Annotated in this window: 15 protein-coding genes; 9 read left to right on the forward strand and 6 right to left on the reverse strand. The window is 58.5% G+C overall.

Translation table 11 applies throughout. The features are described 5' to 3' along the window. The 4 genes from VK725_RS15145 to VK725_RS15160 form a co-directional block, all read left to right on the forward strand. A partial coding sequence (locus tag VK725_RS15145) for a hypothetical protein (RefSeq protein ID WP_325318889.1) occupies nt 1-192 on the forward strand: 192 nt, incomplete at its 5' end. A 471-nt stretch (nt 193-663) separates the two neighbouring features. Continuing rightward, on the forward strand, nt 664-1029 hold the full coding sequence (locus tag VK725_RS15150) for a PadR family transcriptional regulator (RefSeq protein ID WP_325318890.1): 366 nt from the start codon (nt 664-666) through the stop codon (nt 1027-1029). Beyond that, nucleotides 1026-1964 carry a sensor domain-containing protein gene (locus tag VK725_RS15155; protein ID WP_325318891.1) on the forward strand — a complete coding sequence of 313 codons (939 nt, stop codon included), beginning with the start codon at nt 1026-1028 and terminating at the stop codon, nt 1962-1964. Before VK725_RS15150 ends, VK725_RS15155 begins: the two co-directional genes overlap by 4 nt. A 6-nt stretch (nt 1965-1970) precedes the next feature. Further along, the gene (locus VK725_RS15160; protein ID WP_325318892.1) at nt 1971-2426 is read left to right on the forward strand and encodes a DUF1579 domain-containing protein; all 456 of its coding nucleotides are present in this window, start codon (nt 1971-1973) and stop codon (nt 2424-2426) included. 4 nt (nt 2427-2430) lie between these two features. Here VK725_RS15160 and VK725_RS15165 read toward each other — a convergent pair whose 3' ends face one another. The 3 genes from VK725_RS15165 to VK725_RS15175 form a co-directional block, all read right to left on the reverse strand. Continuing rightward, complete coding sequence (locus VK725_RS15165) at nt 2431-3963, reverse strand: DUF1800 domain-containing protein (protein WP_325318893.1); 1533 nt, start codon at nt 3961-3963, stop codon at nt 2431-2433. Nucleotides 3964-4119: 156 nt separating this feature from the next. Beyond that, complete coding sequence (locus VK725_RS15170; protein WP_325318894.1) at nt 4120-5316, reverse strand: DUF1501 domain-containing protein; 1197 nt, start codon at nt 5314-5316, stop codon at nt 4120-4122. Between the two features lie 8 nt (nt 5317-5324). Further along, on the reverse strand, nt 5325-6902 hold the full coding sequence (locus tag VK725_RS15175) for a DUF1800 domain-containing protein (protein WP_414648516.1): 1578 nt from the start codon (nt 6900-6902) through the stop codon (nt 5325-5327). 160 nt (nt 6903-7062) lie between these two features. On the opposite strand from VK725_RS15175, the gene VK725_RS15180 reads away from it, so the two are divergent. Then, entirely contained in the window at nt 7063-7677 is a 615-nt protein-coding gene (locus tag VK725_RS15180; RefSeq protein WP_325318896.1) for a class I SAM-dependent methyltransferase, read from the forward strand. A gap of 4 nt (nt 7678-7681) precedes the next feature. Here VK725_RS15180 and agaR read toward each other — a convergent pair whose 3' ends face one another. The 3 genes from agaR to VK725_RS15195 all read right to left on the reverse strand — a co-directional run bounded on the left by agaR (nt 7682) and on the right by VK725_RS15195 (nt 10872). Next, complete coding sequence (gene agaR / locus VK725_RS15185) at nt 7682-8488, reverse strand: transcriptional repressor AgaR (protein WP_325318897.1); 807 nt, start codon at nt 8486-8488, stop codon at nt 7682-7684. After that, nucleotides 8481-9752, reverse strand: coding sequence for an amidohydrolase family protein (locus VK725_RS15190; RefSeq protein ID WP_325318898.1), 1272 nt, complete (start codon nt 9750-9752; stop codon nt 8481-8483). The genes agaR and VK725_RS15190 overlap by 8 nt, the downstream gene beginning before the upstream one ends. A 202-nt stretch (nt 9753-9954) precedes the next feature. Beyond that, nucleotides 9955-10872 (reverse strand): fructose-bisphosphate aldolase, encoded by a 918-nt coding sequence (locus VK725_RS15195; RefSeq protein ID WP_325318899.1) that lies wholly within the window; start codon nt 10870-10872, stop codon nt 9955-9957. 56 nt (nt 10873-10928) lie between these two features. Here VK725_RS15195 and VK725_RS15200 point away from each other — a divergent pair, with 56 nt between their 5' ends. The 4 genes from VK725_RS15200 to VK725_RS15215 all read left to right on the forward strand — a co-directional run bounded on the left by VK725_RS15200 (nt 10929) and on the right by VK725_RS15215 (nt 17241). Beyond that, nucleotides 10929-12131: a tagatose-6-phosphate ketose isomerase gene (locus VK725_RS15200; RefSeq protein ID WP_325318900.1), complete on the forward strand. Its 1203-nt coding sequence runs from the start codon at nt 10929-10931 to the stop codon at nt 12129-12131. After that, complete coding sequence (locus VK725_RS15205; protein ID WP_325318901.1) at nt 12128-13066, forward strand: carbohydrate kinase family protein; 939 nt, start codon at nt 12128-12130, stop codon at nt 13064-13066. The genes VK725_RS15200 and VK725_RS15205 overlap by 4 nt, the downstream gene beginning before the upstream one ends. Next, nucleotides 13063-14025, forward strand: a complete 963-nt coding sequence (locus VK725_RS15210) for a 1-phosphofructokinase family hexose kinase (RefSeq protein ID WP_325318902.1) — start codon at nt 13063-13065, stop codon at nt 14023-14025. The genes VK725_RS15205 and VK725_RS15210 overlap by 4 nt, the downstream gene beginning before the upstream one ends. 135 nt (nt 14026-14160) lie before the next feature. Further along, a complete protein-coding gene (locus VK725_RS15215) occupies nt 14161-17241 on the forward strand; it encodes a TonB-dependent receptor plug domain-containing protein (protein ID WP_325318903.1) in 3081 nt (1026 codons plus the stop codon). The last annotated feature ends 59 nt before the right edge of the window (nt 17242-17300 follow it).

Raw genomic sequence — 17300 nt, forward strand, 5'->3', positions numbered from 1 at the left:
TTCCATCCTTCCAGGGAATCTGAGCTCCTCTGGTTTGTGACATTGCTAGGCGATTGGATTGTTGATAGCAACCGTTATGCACCCCTAGGATCTAGCCGGCGCTCAAGTCTTTTGGAGCTGCTTCAAGGTCGTCGTGGCGAAATAGACGATCAAGCCTTTCAGAGAATTCAGGAAGCAATTAGCCGCCACTGAAGACAAGGAGCCAGATTCGAAAGCTTCATGCTACTGAATCTTGGGGGAACGTCGCGCCCTCATATAAGTGCATTTGCGAAATCGCAACCGTCTGTGGTTCTCCCCCCCGGGAGGACGCTATTGGCATGATCTAGGAATGTGCGAGGGGGTGCAACGCTAGTCGCATAGCCCACCGGGCTGGGGGAGGCTCGGATTGGGCCTGGGTGGCACATTTAGAAGCCTGCTAGGGCGGTTCACAGGCGGACTGGCGGGCCCCCGCGTTGAGCTTCGACCCGATGCCGAAAGGGTGAATCAAGGTTCTAACACCAATGTTTGTACATGTCCCCCAACACCAATGTGTGTACAACCGGTACATACATTGGTGTTGTGCCCAATTGGTGTCATGCCCAGCGGCCATGACTTCAGGCCCATGCACTAGTGTGAACTCCACACTACAGTGCACTCCATCATAAGTGGAAGAGCGGGTCAGCCGTGGACGATAACGCGGGCCAACTCAAAAAGTTTCAGAAAGAGCTTTCTACCGGCACGGTGTCCCTGGTGCTGTTGGCAGTGCTTGGGCAGTCGCGGCAGCCGATGTATGGCTATCAGATTGCCAAGCGGCTGGAGGAGCTGGGCGAGGGTGCGTTGGCGGGTAAGCAGAGTGCGCTTTATCCCGTGCTGCGAAATCTGGAGGCGGCCGGTTTGTTGGGGAGTGAAGTGGAGCCCTCGGTAAGTGGGCCGCCGCGACGTTATTACCGCATCACGAAATATGGTCGCGAAGTATTGCGAGAGTGGATCGAGGCGTGGGAAGGCACGCGCGATTCTGTCGATAGGGTTCTGCAAGGAGAATGGCGATGACGACACGTCCAGATTTTGCGCCGCGCACAATCGCGGAATATCTGGATCAGCTGCGCGCCGCGTTGCGTGGCGCCGATCCGGCGTTGATTCAGGATGCGCTGTACGACGCAGAAGAACACCTGCGCGCAGAGCTGGCTGAAACGCCAGGGCGCAGCGAAGCCGACATGCTTGCCAAGGTAGTAAGCAGTTATGGTGCGCCGGAGGAAGTCGCGGAGATTTACCGCGATCAGGAAATCAAGATTCAGCGCGCACTGCGTCCACCACCGCAGCCGAAGCGCCGCTCGCTGGCGGGTCAGTTCTTTGGCGTGGCGACCGATCCACGCACTTACAGCGCGTTGTTCTACATGGTGCTGTCGCTGGCGACGGGTATTTTCTATTTCACCTGGACGGTGACGGGCATTTCGCTGTCGTTGGGTCTGGCGGTGCTGATTATCGGCATCCCGTTCATTATGCTGTTCTTCGGCTCGGTGCGTGTCCTTTCGCTGGTGGAAGGGCGCATGGTGGAATCGATGCTGGGTGTGCGCATGCCGCGCCGTCCGTCGTATTCCACGCACGGGATGTCGTTGTGGCAGCGAATCGGCGCGATGTTCACCGACCCGCGTAGCTGGAGCACGCTGTTCTACATGCTGATGATGCTGCCGCTTGGCATCATTTATTTCACGCTAACAGTGACGATGCTCAGCGTGTCGCTGGCGTTTACAGGCGCCCCCTTTGTGAAGCTCGTCGCGACGCTGTCCGGATTTCAGGACACCTGCGACGGTCCCTACTGGGTATGTCACGGCATCCTGTTGTTGGACGGTTGGCCCGCCGCTTTCATCCTGTGCGTGCTTGGCGTGCTGCTCTTGTTCACCACCTTGCATATGGTGCGTGCCGTGGGACATCTGCATGGCCAGATGGCGAAGCATTTGCTAGTCGCCGGAGCGGTGAAGGAGTAAGTGCGCATGAACTCGACAGAAGGCAACGGCGTACTTGCTGCACTGGCGGGTGAATGGTTGGGCGAGGAGCATATCGCTACCACCCGCTGGGGAGAGGGCGGTCCTGCTACGGCGAAAGTTAGTGCGCGTTTCGAGCTTGGCGGCAAAGCCTTGTTGCAGGACTATCGCGAAGAACGCAACGGCAAACCATCGTTGCAGGCACATGCAATATTCGTTGCGGGTGCCGAGCCCGGTGAATACGCGCTTTACTGGTTCGACAGTTACGGCTTTACGCCAGCGCAGCCCGCGCTGGGGCACTGGGATGGCAGGCAGCTGGTTTTCTTGCGCGTGTCATCGCGCGGACAAACGCGTCACATCTACACGCCGTCCGAAGACGGTAGCTACCAGCTAACTCTGGAAAGCTCTTTCGATGGTGGCGTCCATTGGGAGCGCGTTCTGCACGGCGAATATCGCCGCGCATGAGATATCAACGGTAATTCATATCCGGCGATGAAAGCAGGAATGTGTTCCATTCCTGCTGGGACGTCGCCTTGGCAAGTGCGTCGTGCGTGGCCGGCGAGATATACGGTTCGATTGCGTCGTAATAAAGACGCGTCGTCAGCATCGGAAAACCGGCGCCGCGTTGGGTGCTTCCCACCGGCGTAAAGAGCTGGTTGTTACCTGTGCCGATGGCACGCGCGATGTCGAAGCGTTTCGCCATCTGTCCGGAACTGGACCAGCTGATGTTATCCAGCGGCCAGCCATCTGGCGTGATGCGTCCAAACAACGGTTGATCGAGCTGATTGAGCCAGCCCACCATCGGTTGCGCGTTCACGATTGGCGTGCCGTCATAGCCCAATCGCACGGACGAGACGACGAACTGCATCGGGTCCTTAAATTTCTTGCCGGCGTTGCTGACCAGGTCGCGTGATTGGAACATCACGCGCATGACTTGCGCGATATCGCCGTCGCTGTGGCGGAATGTGCGCGCCATTTTCGTGACGAGATCCGGCGGCGGATTATCGGAGATGAAGTACTCGGCAAGCTTGCGCGAGACGAATTGCGCACACGCCGGTTGCTTGACGATCAAATCGACCGCTTGCTGCACTTCGTCAAATCCGCTGCCCTTGATGGTTTTGCCGAGCAGTACCTTGTCGCTGAAGTCGTGTCGCTGCGGATTGAATTCGAACAAACCATTGCGAACAACGAGCGGTGCGACCTTTGGGCCAAACTTCTCCGGCTTGCCGTTTGTGGGTGCAATGCCGACGCCGGTGAGTATCAAGGCCAGCTGCTGCACGTCCTGTTGCGTATATCCCGAATTGACACCGAGCGTGTGCAGCTCCATCAATTCCCGCGCATAGTTCTCGTTGACGTGACCTTTCGCGTTCTGGGCATTGTCCAGAAACTCGAGCATGGCTGGGCTTTCCAGCGTCGCCATCACCAAGTCGCGAAATTTACCCAGCGCATGCGGGCGGATCGCGTTCTGTTCGTAGTCGGCCAGTTCCCAGCGCACGCGCCCTTTGGGTGCATACACGCTGAAATGGTTGAGCCAGAACCACACTAGCTGTTCTTTGAGCTGATTGGGTCCGTAGATGGCACGCAATAGCTCTGCTTGTTGTGCTTCCTGTCCTAGCTTATTGCCGCGAGCTTGCAAGGCCTGATTAGCAGCTACCTTCGTGGGGCCATCAGGCATGGCTTTGATTTGCTGCTGCTCGTTTTGAATGGATGTCAGTAACTGATCGAGTGGTGTGTAGAACGACTCGTAGGATGCAATCTGCGCAGCAATTGGCGCGGGCAGACTATCGCCAAGGCGATCGTCCAGCTGCTTTTCCAGCATCGTTTTACGGCCGAGCGCCCGATATTGCGCGACGGTTGCCGTATCCAATCCGAAGGCATCGCGCCGGAGCCACACCGTATCTTCCTGGCTCAGCGTGGCGTTGCTGCCGGATGCCTGCGTAAGGATGGGTGCGATCAGTAAGGTTATCGACAGCGACAGGGCGGCAAGAGCGGTTGGACGCATGCGGCGAGTCTCTCGGGTTTTGGCTCGTCCCGCAGGTTTGCGGGGGCAGCAGAAATAACCTGACAGTAGGATTCTGCCATATCGTCATTGCGGTCTGCGCCGACGTGTTTCACATCGGCGCAGCCAGCTAATGACGATGGAGGGCTTGCTTCTTCACTACACCAGTTGCAGATCGCGCGGGCGCGCTTGCGGGAAGATGGTCTGCAGATGATTCCCTTGCAGGCCCCAGATGCGACCGAGCAATCCGCTATACACGTCGCGGTAGTTGTTGAGCACCTTGTAGTCGCGATTCTGCAACAGGTTGTTTTGCGTCACGGCAATCTGCTCGCCCGCGATGCGCCCCCCATTGACCTTGCCGCCGAGCACCCAGTGCACGGTGCCGTGACCATGATCGGTGCCGTGGTCGCCGTTTTCACGGAACGTGCGTCCGAATTCGGAAACGACCACCACCGTCGTGTTGTTCCATTCATCGCCCAGAGTGTTGGCATAGGCAGCAAGACCTTCACCCAGGTTACGAAGATTGTTGGCGAGTCCGCCGGTGACGTTGCCTTGATTCACGTGCGTATCCCAACCGCCGACATCGACAAAGCCCAGGCGATATTGATCGCGCATCAGCGTCGCGATGCGTTGTGTTTCCTGCGCAAAACCCGATGCGCTTGGCGCGCCGCGGCTCGCGGCGACCATTTCGTTCTGAAGATCCATTGACACGGTCGAACGCAGGCTCAAGCCATCTGCTGCAGCCGATGCCAGCGATGTGTTTTTGTACATACCTGCCAGGATGGACGCCTGACGATCGTCAAAATGCGCCTTAGTGTCACCTTTGAGCGAAATATTCGGAATGTCTTTGCTCGCACCCTGGAAACTCAGTGGCAGGCTATTGGTAAACGCGATGGCTGGAACGCCTGTAAGCACGCTGGAAAGACGCGCCATAAAGCCCGAGCGGAAGTTGCCGCCCTGGTCCTGCGGTTCGCCGCGCTCGATGTTGTCCTGTGTTTCAAAATGGCTGCGCGACAGATCATCGGTGCCCGCGAACGGAATGAATGCGATTTGCTTCTTCTGCCACAGCGGATAGATCGAATCACGCAACACCGGGTTCAAGCCCCAGTTGGAATCCAGCGCGATAGCGCTATTGGACGAGTTGTCGGGCTTAGCAATCGCAATCGTCGGGCGCGATTCGTAATAGAAGTCGCTGCTGTAGGGCACCAGAAAGTTGTTGCAGTCGTATCCGCCACGCAGGAACACCAGCAGAAAGCGCGGCGAGTTCGTCGGTGCAGCGAACAGGCGACCGGAGAAAGAGAGCGCTGGCAATGTCGCAGCGGCACCAGCAGCAAGCAGAAATTCGCGACGGTTCATGGTGTACCTCAGCGATAGTTGAAATCGGGCGACGATAGAAGAAACGTATTCCACTCGACTTGTGACGCGGCCTTGGCCAATGCATCACGCGTACTCGCAGACAGCGTAGGTTCGAGCGTTTGCTGGAAAAGCGTTGAATTGAGCATCGGTGGATTGGCTTGCGCCACCTGTCCATCGATGCCGACAAAAAGACGGTTTCTGCCGCTGCCGATGGCGCGCGCTACATCAAAGCGCTTCGCCATCTGACCGGAGCTGGACCAGTTCGTGCTATCGAGAGCCCAACCGTCGGGCGTAATGTGGCCGTACGGCAATTCGCTCATCTGATTGAGCCAGTTCACCAGCGGATCGGCATTGCTGATCGGTTTGCCGTCGTAACTGATGCGCATGGCCGAAACCAGGAACTGCGTGGGGTCCTTGAACTTCTTGCCGTAGCTTTGCGTAATGTATTTGGACATGAACATCGTGCGTAGCACAGCGGCGATATCGCCATCGGTCCGCTGAAAGGTGTGTGCCATTTCGTCGACGAGTGCGGGCGGCGGATCGTCGGCAACGAAGTACTGTGCAATCTGCTTGGAGACAAATGTCGCACATGCCGGTTGTCGCACGATCAAATCGACGGCTTGCTCGACTTCATCAAAGCCGCTGCCGCGAATGGTCTGCCCCAGGAATTCCTTGTTGGAAAAATCGTGACGGCCGGGCAGGAAAATAAACAAGCCATTGCGCACGACACCAGGGCGTTGAGCCAGGAAGTTACCATCGATGCCGTCGACCACATTGGGACCGCGTTGGGCCACCACTCCTGCACCCGTGAGAATCAGCGACAGTTGTTGCACGTCCTGCTGCGTGTAACCGGAATTGACGCCGAGCGTGTGCAGTTCCATCAATTCGCGTGCGTAGTTCTCATTGGTTTTGCCGCGGATATTTTTCGCGTTGTCCAGATACAGCTCCATGGCGGGGCTTTCCAGTGTCGCCATGACCAAATCCTTGAACTTGCCCAACGCGTGCGGGCGGATTACGTTTTCTTCGTAATCGGTCGTAAACAGGCCTACGCCGCCTTTGGGCGCGTACACGCTGAAGTGGTTGAGCCAAAACCACACCATCTGTTCTTTCAGCTGATTTCGACCATAAACCGCGCGAAGTAGCTCGACCTCCATGCTTTGCTTGTAGAGGTCGCGGCGATACATCTGGAAATCTTTCTTCGCCATATCCTTGGCGCTGGTATCGGAGTCATCGGTCTTCTTGACCTTCTGCTGCGCATCCCGATATTGGGCCACCAGCTGAGCGGGCGCGGTGTTGTAAACCTCGTAGCTCTGGATGAGCGGTGCGACGGCAGGGGGAAGCGGATCGTCGCCACCGGCCAGTTGTTCGTCGAGGAAACGTGTACGACCGACTTCGCGGTAGCGCTCGATGGTGGCGCTATCCAGACCGAAGCTGACACGACGCAGCCACGCGACATCGTCGGGACTCAGCGGACGGGTGTCGGCGGCCTTCACTGACAGTGGACAGATCAACGGCGCCGCCAGCAAAAGAGCCACGAGTAGTCGGGAAGGTCGCTTTCGTGGGTGTGGGATGATTTCTGCTTGCATGGTTGGGCCCCCGTTGAGTGTCTTTACTGCCTCAACGTCTATGTTTCCTCAGGGCTGACCCAAATGTCGCGTTAGGCGAAGAATATTTCGCTGTGATTCACGAAATGCGGCGCGCGACGTTAATGGGGAGTTACCATGCAGGGCTGGATGGAGCCCAACCATGCACAAAACTTACGATCAGGCCTATTTCGACAAGTGGTACCGCGACCCCGACCACGCGGTGAGTTCTCCTGGGGCGTTGAAGCGCAAAGTAGCGATGGTAGTGGCGCAGGCCGAGTTCTATCTGGGCAGGCCGATCCGCAATGTGCTCGATGTCGGCTGCGGCGAAGGCGTATGGCGCGCGCCGTTGCGTGCGCTACGGCCCGACGTACATTACCGCGGCCTGGATGCCAGTGAATATGTCGTTCGACGCTTCGGACGCAGCCGGAATATCGGCCTTGCACGCTTCAGTCAACTGGCGGAACTCCGTTTCGACACGCGCTTCGATGTGATCGTGTGTTCCGACGTGCTGCATTACCTCAAGCCGGCTGAAATACGCGCTGGGCTTGTCGGCATTGCCGAGATGCTGGAGGGTGTCGCGTTTCTGGAAGTGTTTACCAATCGCGACGATCCGGATGGCGATCATCAGGATCTGCAGTTGCGCTCACCGGCATGGTATCTGCATGCCTTTCACGAAGTAGGGCTGCTGCCGTGTGGCTCGCAATGCTACGTGGGGCCGCGTTTGGAACGGCATATTTCGGCGCTGGAGCGCGCGCAGCTGCCGGTGGGTGCTTGACGGGCTAGACCAACATCACCTTTACGCCAGCGCTGCGAAGTGCCTCGACCATCTCGGGCGAGGCGCTGTTGTCAGTGATGGCGGTATGCAATGTTTGCACGGGTGTGATCACGGACAGGCTGCGCTGTCCCAGTTTGCTCGCGTCGAATACGGCGATCGTTTCGCGCGATACGCGAATCATCAACGCGTTGAGCGAGGCTTCCAGCGGGTCGGGTGTAGTGACGCCGACGACCGGATCGAGACCGTCGACACCGAGAAACAGGCGATCGGCAGAGAGACGCGATAACGCCTGTTCCGCATCGGGGCCAACCAGCGAATACGAGGTTTGCCGCAGCAGACCACCCAGCATCATCACGCGAATGTTCGGCAGTCCAGACAATTCCAGCGCAATGTTCAATGCATTGGTCACGACCGTGAGCGATTCGAACTTCATCTGCCGAATCTGCCGCGCAATTTCCGCGGTGGTCGAGCCCGAATCAAGAATGATGGTCTCACCGTCCTGAATTAGCTTGGCAGCCGCCTGGCCGATGCGCAGCTTTTGCGGATGCGAGCGTGTCTCTTTGATGTTCAACGGCACATCATTGGTGGTCGCTTGCGTAACGGGCAACGCGCCGCCGTGTGAACGCGCAATCGCCGAGCTGCGAGCGAGTGTCTCCAGATCGTTGCGGATCGTGACGGACGACGTGCCGAAACGTGAGGCGAGCTCTTCGACCGTGGCGCGGCCGTTGCTCTCGACGTAGTCGACGATCATGCGTCGGCGTTCCTCGACGAGAAGACGCTGCGAAGGGACGGAGGCGCGGGCTTCACTCATGACGGATATTCAAAACTCTGGCGGCATTGTCATGGTATATCTTGCGCAGGATTGTGTCTTTCAATCCGACCCCATAAATCGACCAACGGCCTTGCGGCGGTGTCTCGGCCGGGGCGTAATCGAAGTATTCGTCCTCGGTCTCGAGGAATCGGTAATAGATCTCGTAGAGCTCATCGCAGAACAGCTGCTGGGGTACGTCGTCGCCGTAAGGTGAGGGGACTGCGTCGGTGCCGAATAGAATGCGGTCCTGGTAGCGGTCGAAAAAGCGTTGGGCAGTGCGCGGTTGCCGCCCCAACTCGCCGATACGCGCGCTGATATCCACCAGCGTATTGGGGAAGCGGTCCAGGCAGGCCGAAACGGCATCCAGGTTCTCGGCCCAGTTGCCCACATGCATCAGCGCGAAGGTGGTTTTGGGATGCCGGGCGATCAGGCGATCGCGCGCTGCGAGAATTTCTTCGTTGCTGGGAAACTCCGGGCCGTAGAACGACCAGTCCGGGTGATGGCTGAGTTCTTCGTAGCGCTCGTTATATTCGTCGGTCGGCAGAAAGAACGCCTCCGGATCGGAGACATGCAGAAACACCGGCATGTTGTACGCCGCGCAGGCTTCCCACATCGGATCGAAGCGTCGATCGTCCACGGCCACCAACGGGCCAGAATCGATCTGTTCGCGCAGATAAAGGCCGAGTGTCTTGAGCAGCTTCAAACCGCGTGCGCCAACGCGATGCGCATGTTCAATCGCATCAGCCTGTAATTGAGGGTAATTCGATTCGGCGAACAGCCCATAGGAAGGTTCGGTGAGTGTGATGAAGCGTCCCGGCGCGGCTTCATCGAACATGCGAACCGTTTGTTCCAGTCCCTTGCCGACACCACCGGTGAGATTGACGAGCGTGCGGATACCTTTGCGATCCATCACGGGCAGCAGGTCTTGGGGTTTCGCAAAAACCGTGATGTCTTCGCCGACAGAAACACCGTTTCGTACGTTCGTCGACCAGGTGAGGTGCGTATGCGCATCGATGACTGGAAAACGCGGTGTTTGGATGCGCGATTTGGGCACACGCAACATACTGCGCGGCTTGAAATCTTTTAGCCGCAGATCGCTCTTGCTTTGATCGGGCGCTGTTTGCAGCGGATTTTTTCCACTATTCGCCTGAATAGTCCCGGCGCCGCGCGGTGGCGCGCAGCAGAAGCATCCGCCACGCGTTTGCGTGCGGAACGACCACGGCGCATGCCGTGCCGAGGGTGGTTTGCGTTGGCGTTGCGTCATGACTTTCTCTGCTTCCTCGTGACTGCCGGAAGAGGGTGCGCGCGTCAGTGTTGATCGAAACACACTGGGAGGGAAACGCAAGCGGCGCCGAGTGCCTTACCCCTCTCCCCGGCGCAGGCGGAGGATGCGTGAGGCATCCCGCCGGGGAGAGGGATCGGCGCCGCAATGACTGCCGAGGCGGAGGGGGAGACCCCTCGAGCAGTCAGCGCGGATACTTGGCCATGATCTGGTGTACGGCCCTCGTGAGTGCCACGGCTTGGTCCAAAGGACGCAACCACATGTTGCGGCCGAACATCACGCCGGTGGCGCCGGAGGCCATGTAGAACTCGACTTTGCGCAGCACGGCCGCGTCGTCGTCGTTTTTCTCGCCGCCGGAGAACAGCACCATCGTGCGCCCGGCCGAGCGCACGACGCGTTGCGTGCGAGCGGACGGGTCTTCATCGAGCTTGTTATACGGAGCCGGCACGTTCGTGCGGCTATCGTCCGGCTCATGCAACTTCACCAGATCGGCGCCCAGCTCCAGTGCGACGCGTGCGGCGTAATCCTGCGCGTAGAGGCTGCCTTTGCCGCCTTTTGCATCGATCGCCGAGCCTCGCGGATACGACCACAACACCAGCGGCATGCCGTAGCGCTCGCAATCCTGGCGCACTTTTTCGAACTGGCGGAATTCATCGTGCTGACGTGGCGAGCCGATATACATGGTGTAGCCCACCGCATCGGCGCCCAATCGCACGGCATCTTCGACGGATGCGAAAAGCGGCGAGGTGGCGTCCGCATCGCTGGGGATATTGGTCTTGCCGTTGAGCTTCAGAATCAACGGAACCTGCCCGCACCAATCGCCCATGTACTTCTCAGCCAGCCCCACGCCGAGCGCGATGGCCGAGAAATTTCCTTCCACCGCGAGGCGAAATTGGTACTCAGGATCGACGGCGGGCGGGTTCGGAAAGAAATCGGTCGGGCCGTGCTCCAGTCCTTGATCCAACGGCAGCACGAGCAGGCTGCCGTTACGGGGGCCATGGCCATACATCAATCGATGCAGACGGGTTCGCTTGCCGTGGGAAAGAGAAAGTTTCGAAAACTTTTCGGAAGATTTCGAAAGGTGTTGTAAGTCGTCTTTCATTTCGAATACTCTGGGAGCGTCATCGGATGGTTTCACATTCGAGCGAATTGAGCAAAATGTCAATACTTCATAAGAAAACGAAAGATAAAACAACCTTGGAGGCGTTGGCGCGCGCGCCCGTCGACGAACAGCAGGCGGCCGGTTATACCGACACCCTGCGGGAGATCTTGCAGCAGCCAGCTACCTGGCAGGACACGTTCGATTTGCTCCACAGCCCGGTCGTCCAGCAGCGGCTGGCGAAAGCGATCGAGCCGCGGCCGATGCATATCGTGCTCACGGGGTCGGGCAGTTCCATGTACATCGGCGAGTGCCTGGCACCGCTGCTGCAATCGGGTCTTGGCGTACCCGTGCAGGCGATTGCGGCGGGAACGCTGTTGACGCATTGGGACAGCGTACTGCCGCCAGGCCCTGGCTTGTTGATTTCACTGGCGCGTTCGGGCGATAGCCCGGAAAGCGGCGGCGTGGTGAGCACTTTGCTCGCCGAAGCGCCGCAGTGGCGGCACCTGGTGATTACCTGCAACGCCGACGGCAAGCTTGCCACGCAATACAACAACGATCCGCGCGTCACGGTGCTGGTGCTGGACGAACGCACCAACGACCGCAGCCTGGTGATGACCAGCAGCTTCACCAATCTGCTGCTCGGCGGCACCGCCTTGTTGCAGCGAACGCGCGGAGCGATCGTCGAAGACGCCATCGATCACGTTGCATCGAATGTGCGGCGGATTTTCGATGCGTCGTCGGACAGTTTGGTCGCGCTGGCGCAGCGCGATATCGCATCGGTGGTGTATCTGGGCAGCGGCGCCGCATTTGGCGCAGCACGCGAAGGCGCGCTGAAAATGCTGGAGATGACCGGCGGCAAGGTCATCACCATGGCGGAAACGTTTCTTGGCTTGCGGCACGGGCCGATGTCGTTCATCCATCCGTCGACGCTGATCGTCGCGTTGTTGTCGCCCCAGGCCGATGTTCGACGTTACGAGATGGATGTGCTGCGCGAAGTGTCGCGCAAGCAACTTGGCATGGCCAAGCTTATTGTCGGTTCGGATGTGCCCTCTGATGTGATCGGTGCCAACGATGTTTACGTCGATGCGCCTTTCGCGACATCCAGCGCCGATGCCGCTGCCGTTCTTACGGATGTCGTGGTCACGCAGCTTTTGGCGTTTTTTCGCTGCCTGCAACTGGGTTGCAAGCCAGATGCCCCGTCCGAAGGCGTGCTGACTCGCGTTGTCGAGGACTTCGCCATTCACGGAGCATCGCCGTGAATACGACCGAGCACGCCGTGCGCATTTTGGTGGTTGGCGAAATCAATGTGGATTTCGTCTTCAAGGGTTGTCGTGCGCTGCCGATGCCGGGCAAGGAAGTGCTCGCCGATGATTTCGTGATGACACTGGGTAGCTCATCGATGATTTGCGCGATGGGTCTGGCGAAGCTTGGTAATCGCGTGGCGTTCCATGGACGGCTCGGCACGGATGCGTCCGGCGAGTTTTGTTTGCGTGCTTTGCGCGATGCGGGAATCGATACATCGTCATTGCGGCCGGATGCGTCGTTGCGTACGGGTGTCACCGCGTCGTTGTCCACGCCACACGATCGCGCACTTGTGACATTCGCTGGCGCGATTGCCGAATTGCGTGCTGATGAAGTGCAGGACGAATGGCTGCGAAAGGCGGGTCATCTGCACGTCTCTTCCTATTACCTGCAGAAGGCATTACGGCCGGGCTGCCATCGATTGTTTGAGCGCGCCACCGCGTTGGGCCTCACCACATCGCTCGACCCCGGTTTCGATCCCGAGCAGAAGTGGGAAGGCGATGTGCTTGAAACCTTGCAGTACGTCGATGTGTTTCTGCCTAACGAGCAGGAGCTGGAAGCGATTACGGGACGCGAGGATCTGAACGCGGCATTGGCTGCCGTGCAAAACGGCCGCACTCGCACCGTCGTAAAGCGTGGCAGCGAAGGCTGCAGCAGTCTGGAAGGCGGTCGGGTCGACGTACCGGCGTATGCCGTTGATGCCATCGACAGCACCGGTGCGGGCGATTCGTTCGACGCAGGTTTCCTGCATGCATGGCTGCGCAAGATGTCGTGGCTGGACTGCATGCAGTGGGGTAGTGCATGCGGGAGCCTTTCCACGCGCGGCATTGGCGGCACGACGGCGCAAGCTACCGCAGATCAAGCGCTGGACATGATGGCGGGCAAGCCATGATCACCGTCGCCGGATTCAACACCGCTATCGATCGTTTCATTCAGCTCGAAGCGCTGAATCCTGGCGAGGTGCATCGGGTACAGGTCGAGCACGTCTATCCCGGTGGCAAGGGTGTGCACGTTGCGCAGACCATTGCTGCGCTAGGTGAGCGCGTGCAATTGATCGGTGTGGTGGATGCGGCGCATCGCGACCTGATCAATCGTCGCATGCACGAACGCGGCGTTGTGTTTCACGGCATCGATGTCGCAGGCGAACTTCGTCACTGTCTGGCGCTGCGCGATGCGCGTGGCGCTATCACGGAAATATTGGGGCAAGGTCCGGAACTCTCGCGATCCGAATGCGACGCGCTGCTGGAACACTTTCGGCGCAGCATCGATGAAAGCGAGCTGGTGATTCTCTGTGGAAGTCTTCCCCGCGGGCTGCCGGCGACGGTCTACGCCGACCTGGTCGAGTACGCGCGGCAGCGTGGCAAGCGCTGTCTGGTCGACGCCAGCGGCGACGCGATGCGGCATGCCGTCGATGCGAAGCCTTTCATGGTCAAACCCAATCGCGATGAAATCAGCGAATGGATCGGTCAATCCGTTTTTAATTTGCATGCTGCCGAGCGTGCAGCAACGGCGTTGCGCGAGCGCGGCGTTGCTGTGCCGGTGGTGACGATGGGCGAACTTGGCGCCCTCGCTGCCGATGAAAGCGGCGTCTGGCATGCGCAATGTGCCTCAGCTTATGTGCGCAACAGCGTGGGTTCCGGCGATTGTTTTCTTGCCGGCTTTGCGGTGGCCATCAAACGAAATATGTCGCTCGATGAAGCACTGCAGCTGGCGGTTGCCAGCGGCGTTGCCAACGCGCAGACGGAAGAGACTGGTTTTGCAGAGCGAAGCAGCGTGGAGTCGTTGCTTCCGTCGGTAAAGGTAAGCCGTCTGCGTGAACAGGAGAAAGCGCACAGCGCGTCACCACGGTGATGCACAGCGCACACAAGTAGGGAGCACAAGACTGCGTCCAGGGCGTAAGGGGAGCTTTCGCCTGACGATCAACATTTGCACACGGCAATGCGATTGCGCGTGATGCGACATCACAACACGGGAGGAAGGGTTTTGATGCACACCAAAAAAACAAGTTGCCGCGGCACCGATCGCGGCACGGAACAAACCGCTCACGCCACGATCAAGAAAACGTTTCTCGCGCTTCACGTCGCCCTGGCTTTGACAGGCTTGGCTTTCGCGGGCGCCGCTGTAGCTCAGACAACATCGACAACGCAGTCATCAGACACTGGTAACGGCCAAAGCAACCAGTCCACGCAAGGCAGCACCCCTTCGACCAAGAAGGCCGTCAACCTTGAAGCGGTCACGGTGACAGGTTCGAACATTCGTAGCGTGGATGTCGAAGCGGCGCAGCCTGTGGTCACGATTACTGCGCAAGATATTCAGAAGCAGGGCTTTGCGACGGTCGGTCAGCTGCTGCAGAACGTATCGTCGATGTCGCCGCCGGATCTCAGTCGATCCGCACCCGGCGATCTGGGCCCCAATCAGGGTGGCTCGTTCATCGATCTTCGCGGCCTCGGTGCGATGCGAACGCTGGTACTGGTGGACGGTCAACGCATCGGTGCTGCACACGGTGGTTACACCAACATCAACGTGATTCCGACCTCCATCGTCGATCACATCGACATTCTGGCGACAGGCGCGTCGGCCGTTTACGGTTCCGATGCCATCGCCGGCGTGATCAACGTTGTCACGAAGAAAAACTTCAACGGCGTTCAACTCGATACGTACGACGGCGAATATATGCCGCATGCGGACGGCCGTCAGACGCAAAACAGTTTCACGGCCGGCAAGAGCAATGATCGCGGTGGCATCGTATTCAGCGCTTCCTTCCAGAATCAGAGCGCCGTATGGGCAGACGATCGCAGTTTTTCGGCGTATCCCTATACGTCGCAGTATCCCAATTACGGTTTGAACCAGACGGGACCGCAGGCACAGATCCTCAACTATCCGGGTGCTGCCACCGTTAACGGCGCTGTTCAACCGTGGGTGCTCAATGCGGGTGGCAATCCGATGAACATCAACGATTACCATCCTTACGTATATCCGACGTACGCGGCGAACGGAAACATCACCAGCCTCGCGAACGCTGGCGATCAAAATTACAACCCTTACGCCGGTCGCACGAATATGCTGTTGACGGAGGACAGGACGAAGAACCTGTACCTCGACGCGCATTACAAGATCACCGACAACATCACATTCAAGTTCAACTACGGCTATAACGCCGATTACGAAACCGCGCAATCGGGCTCGCCGTATTTTTATTCGGGCATGGGTTCGAACGGCGCGTTTCCCTCGGTGCTTTCCCAATACAGCTACTACAACCCGCTTAACGGGATTCAGCCGATCCAGTTTGCCCGTTACGCACCTGAAGACAGCTATGTCAGCTGGAACGACAACAAGAACTATCGCTACAGCTTTGGTTTGGACGGTGTCTTCAGCATCGGCGAGCACGAATTCAACTGGGACGTTTACACGTACGACAGCAAGATCAGTGGCGAGAACACGCGCACCGGTTATTTCAACCTGATCAACGTTGCCAATGCATTGGGGCCGTCGTTCATGCAAGGTGGCGCGGTGGTGTGCGGCACGCCGGGTAACGTGATTGCCGGCTGCGTGCCCATCAACCCGCTCGCGCCGCTGACGCAGCAAGAACTCAAGTACATCGCGATCAACAGCATCGAGCACTACGGCAGCAACGAGCGTGCATGGGTGGCGGACTTCGGTGGCGATCTCGCGGAGCTTCCCGGTGGCGATCTGACGTTCTCCACGGGTGTACAGCATCGCGACGAATCCGGTTATGACTCGCCCGATCCTTTTGCCTACGCGGGCTATTCGACCGACGGCGGTGTCGGACCCAATAGCGGTGGTTACGATCTCAACGAGGCATACGCCGAAGTTAACGCACCGCTGCTGAAAGACCTGCCCGGTGCGCAGAGCCTCAGCCTCGATGTGGCGACACGTTATTCGCATTACAGCAACTTTGGCGGCACGACCAACAGCTCGTTCAAATTGACGTGGAAGCCGATTGACGATGTGCTGGTACGTGCCAGTTACGGTACCGGCTTCCGTGCGCCGACGGTGAATGATCTTTTCCAGGGGCGTTATCCGGCCGGGACATTCACCGATCCGTGCGATTCGGTTTACGGCCCCTCTGCGTACGGTAACAACGCGCTTGTCGCACAACGTTGCTTGACCGGTTACGGCGGCATCCAGGGCGTCCCAACGAACTTCCGTCAGACCGACAATACCGGCGCCCCCATTACATCGCCCAGCGGTGAGGGCGCCGAGCCCACGACAAACTGGACCGGCGGCAATCCCAACCTGCGCCCGGAGACGTCTTACAACGGCGATGTGGGCGTTGTTTACAGCCCGTCGTGGTTACCTGGCTTCGACGCGACCATCGATTGGTGGACGTACAACATCCGCAATCTGATTACCGGCATCAGCAACGATCAGCTGATCGCCGATTGCTACCAATACAGCATCCAGTCCGCCTGCGGTCAGTTCAAGCGCAATCCGACCACGGGCCAGATCTACGATCTGCTGAATCTGGAAACGAACGCGGGTTGGTTGAAGGAGCGTGGCTATGACTTCTCGTTCAACTATCGCTTCCCCGAGACACCTATCGGCAACTTCAAGCTGGGCATGAATGGTACGTACATCTCGGCGTTCAACATGTTGCCGACCATCGGTTCGAACGTCATTTACATGGCTGGCAACACGCAGAACTACTACACATCCTGGCGTTTGCGTGACAACGTGACGTTGAACTGGAGTTGGCACGACTTTGGTGCAAGCTGGACGGTGCGTTACTTCTCGCCTTACAAGGTGGACTGCGCTTATGCACCGTCGACGGGTATTACGGCGTTCCCGTGCACATTGCCCAACTACTACGCGCCGGGGGTGGGTGTGGTGCCGCAGACACAGATTCCGTCCATCACATTCAACGATCTGCAGGTGTACTGGAACGCGCCGTGGCATGCCACGATCTCGCTCGGTGCGAACGACATCTTCAATCGCGTCAGCCCGAACGTGTACGGTGGCTATCAAAGCGGCGATACGCCGTACGACTACAACTCGTCGTATGACCTTGGCCGCTATGTCTACGTACGTTATTCGCAGAAGTTCTGATGTGAGAACGGCGAGGTCCGCAAGGGGTGATTCCTTGCGGCCTCGCCGGTTGAATCCCA

Source organism: Dyella sp., assembly GCF_035486915.1.
Lineage (GTDB): Bacteria > Pseudomonadota > Gammaproteobacteria > Xanthomonadales > Rhodanobacteraceae > Dyella_B.

Bases quoted from the DNA above. Each gene is read 5' to 3' on its own strand.
- VK725_RS15155 (WP_325318891.1), top strand. From the start codon at position 1,026: ATGACGACACGTCCAGATTTTGCGCCGCGCACAATCGCGGAATATCTG.
- VK725_RS15160 (WP_325318892.1), top strand. From the start codon at position 1,971: ATGAACTCGACAGAAGGCAACGGCGTACTTGCTGCACTGGCGGGTGAA.
- VK725_RS15165 (WP_325318893.1), bottom strand. From the start codon at position 3,963: ATGCGTCCAACCGCTCTTGCCGCCCTGTCGCTGTCGATAACCTTACTG.
- VK725_RS15170 (WP_325318894.1), bottom strand. From the start codon at position 5,316: ATGAACCGTCGCGAATTTCTGCTTGCTGCTGGTGCCGCTGCGACATTG.
- VK725_RS15175 (WP_414648516.1), bottom strand. From the start codon at position 6,902: ATGCAAGCAGAAATCATCCCACACCCACGAAAGCGACCTTCCCGACTA.
- VK725_RS15180 (WP_325318896.1), top strand. From the start codon at position 7,063: ATGCACAAAACTTACGATCAGGCCTATTTCGACAAGTGGTACCGCGAC.
- agaR (WP_325318897.1), bottom strand. From the start codon at position 8,488: ATGAGTGAAGCCCGCGCCTCCGTCCCTTCGCAGCGTCTTCTCGTCGAG.
- VK725_RS15190 (WP_325318898.1), bottom strand. From the start codon at position 9,752: ATGACGCAACGCCAACGCAAACCACCCTCGGCACGGCATGCGCCGTGG.
- VK725_RS15195 (WP_325318899.1), bottom strand. From the start codon at position 10,872: ATGAAAGACGACTTACAACACCTTTCGAAATCTTCCGAAAAGTTTTCG.
- VK725_RS15200 (WP_325318900.1), top strand. From the start codon at position 10,929: ATGTCAATACTTCATAAGAAAACGAAAGATAAAACAACCTTGGAGGCG.
- VK725_RS15210 (WP_325318902.1), top strand. From the start codon at position 13,063: ATGATCACCGTCGCCGGATTCAACACCGCTATCGATCGTTTCATTCAG.
- VK725_RS15215 (WP_325318903.1), top strand. From the start codon at position 14,161: ATGCACACCAAAAAAACAAGTTGCCGCGGCACCGATCGCGGCACGGAA.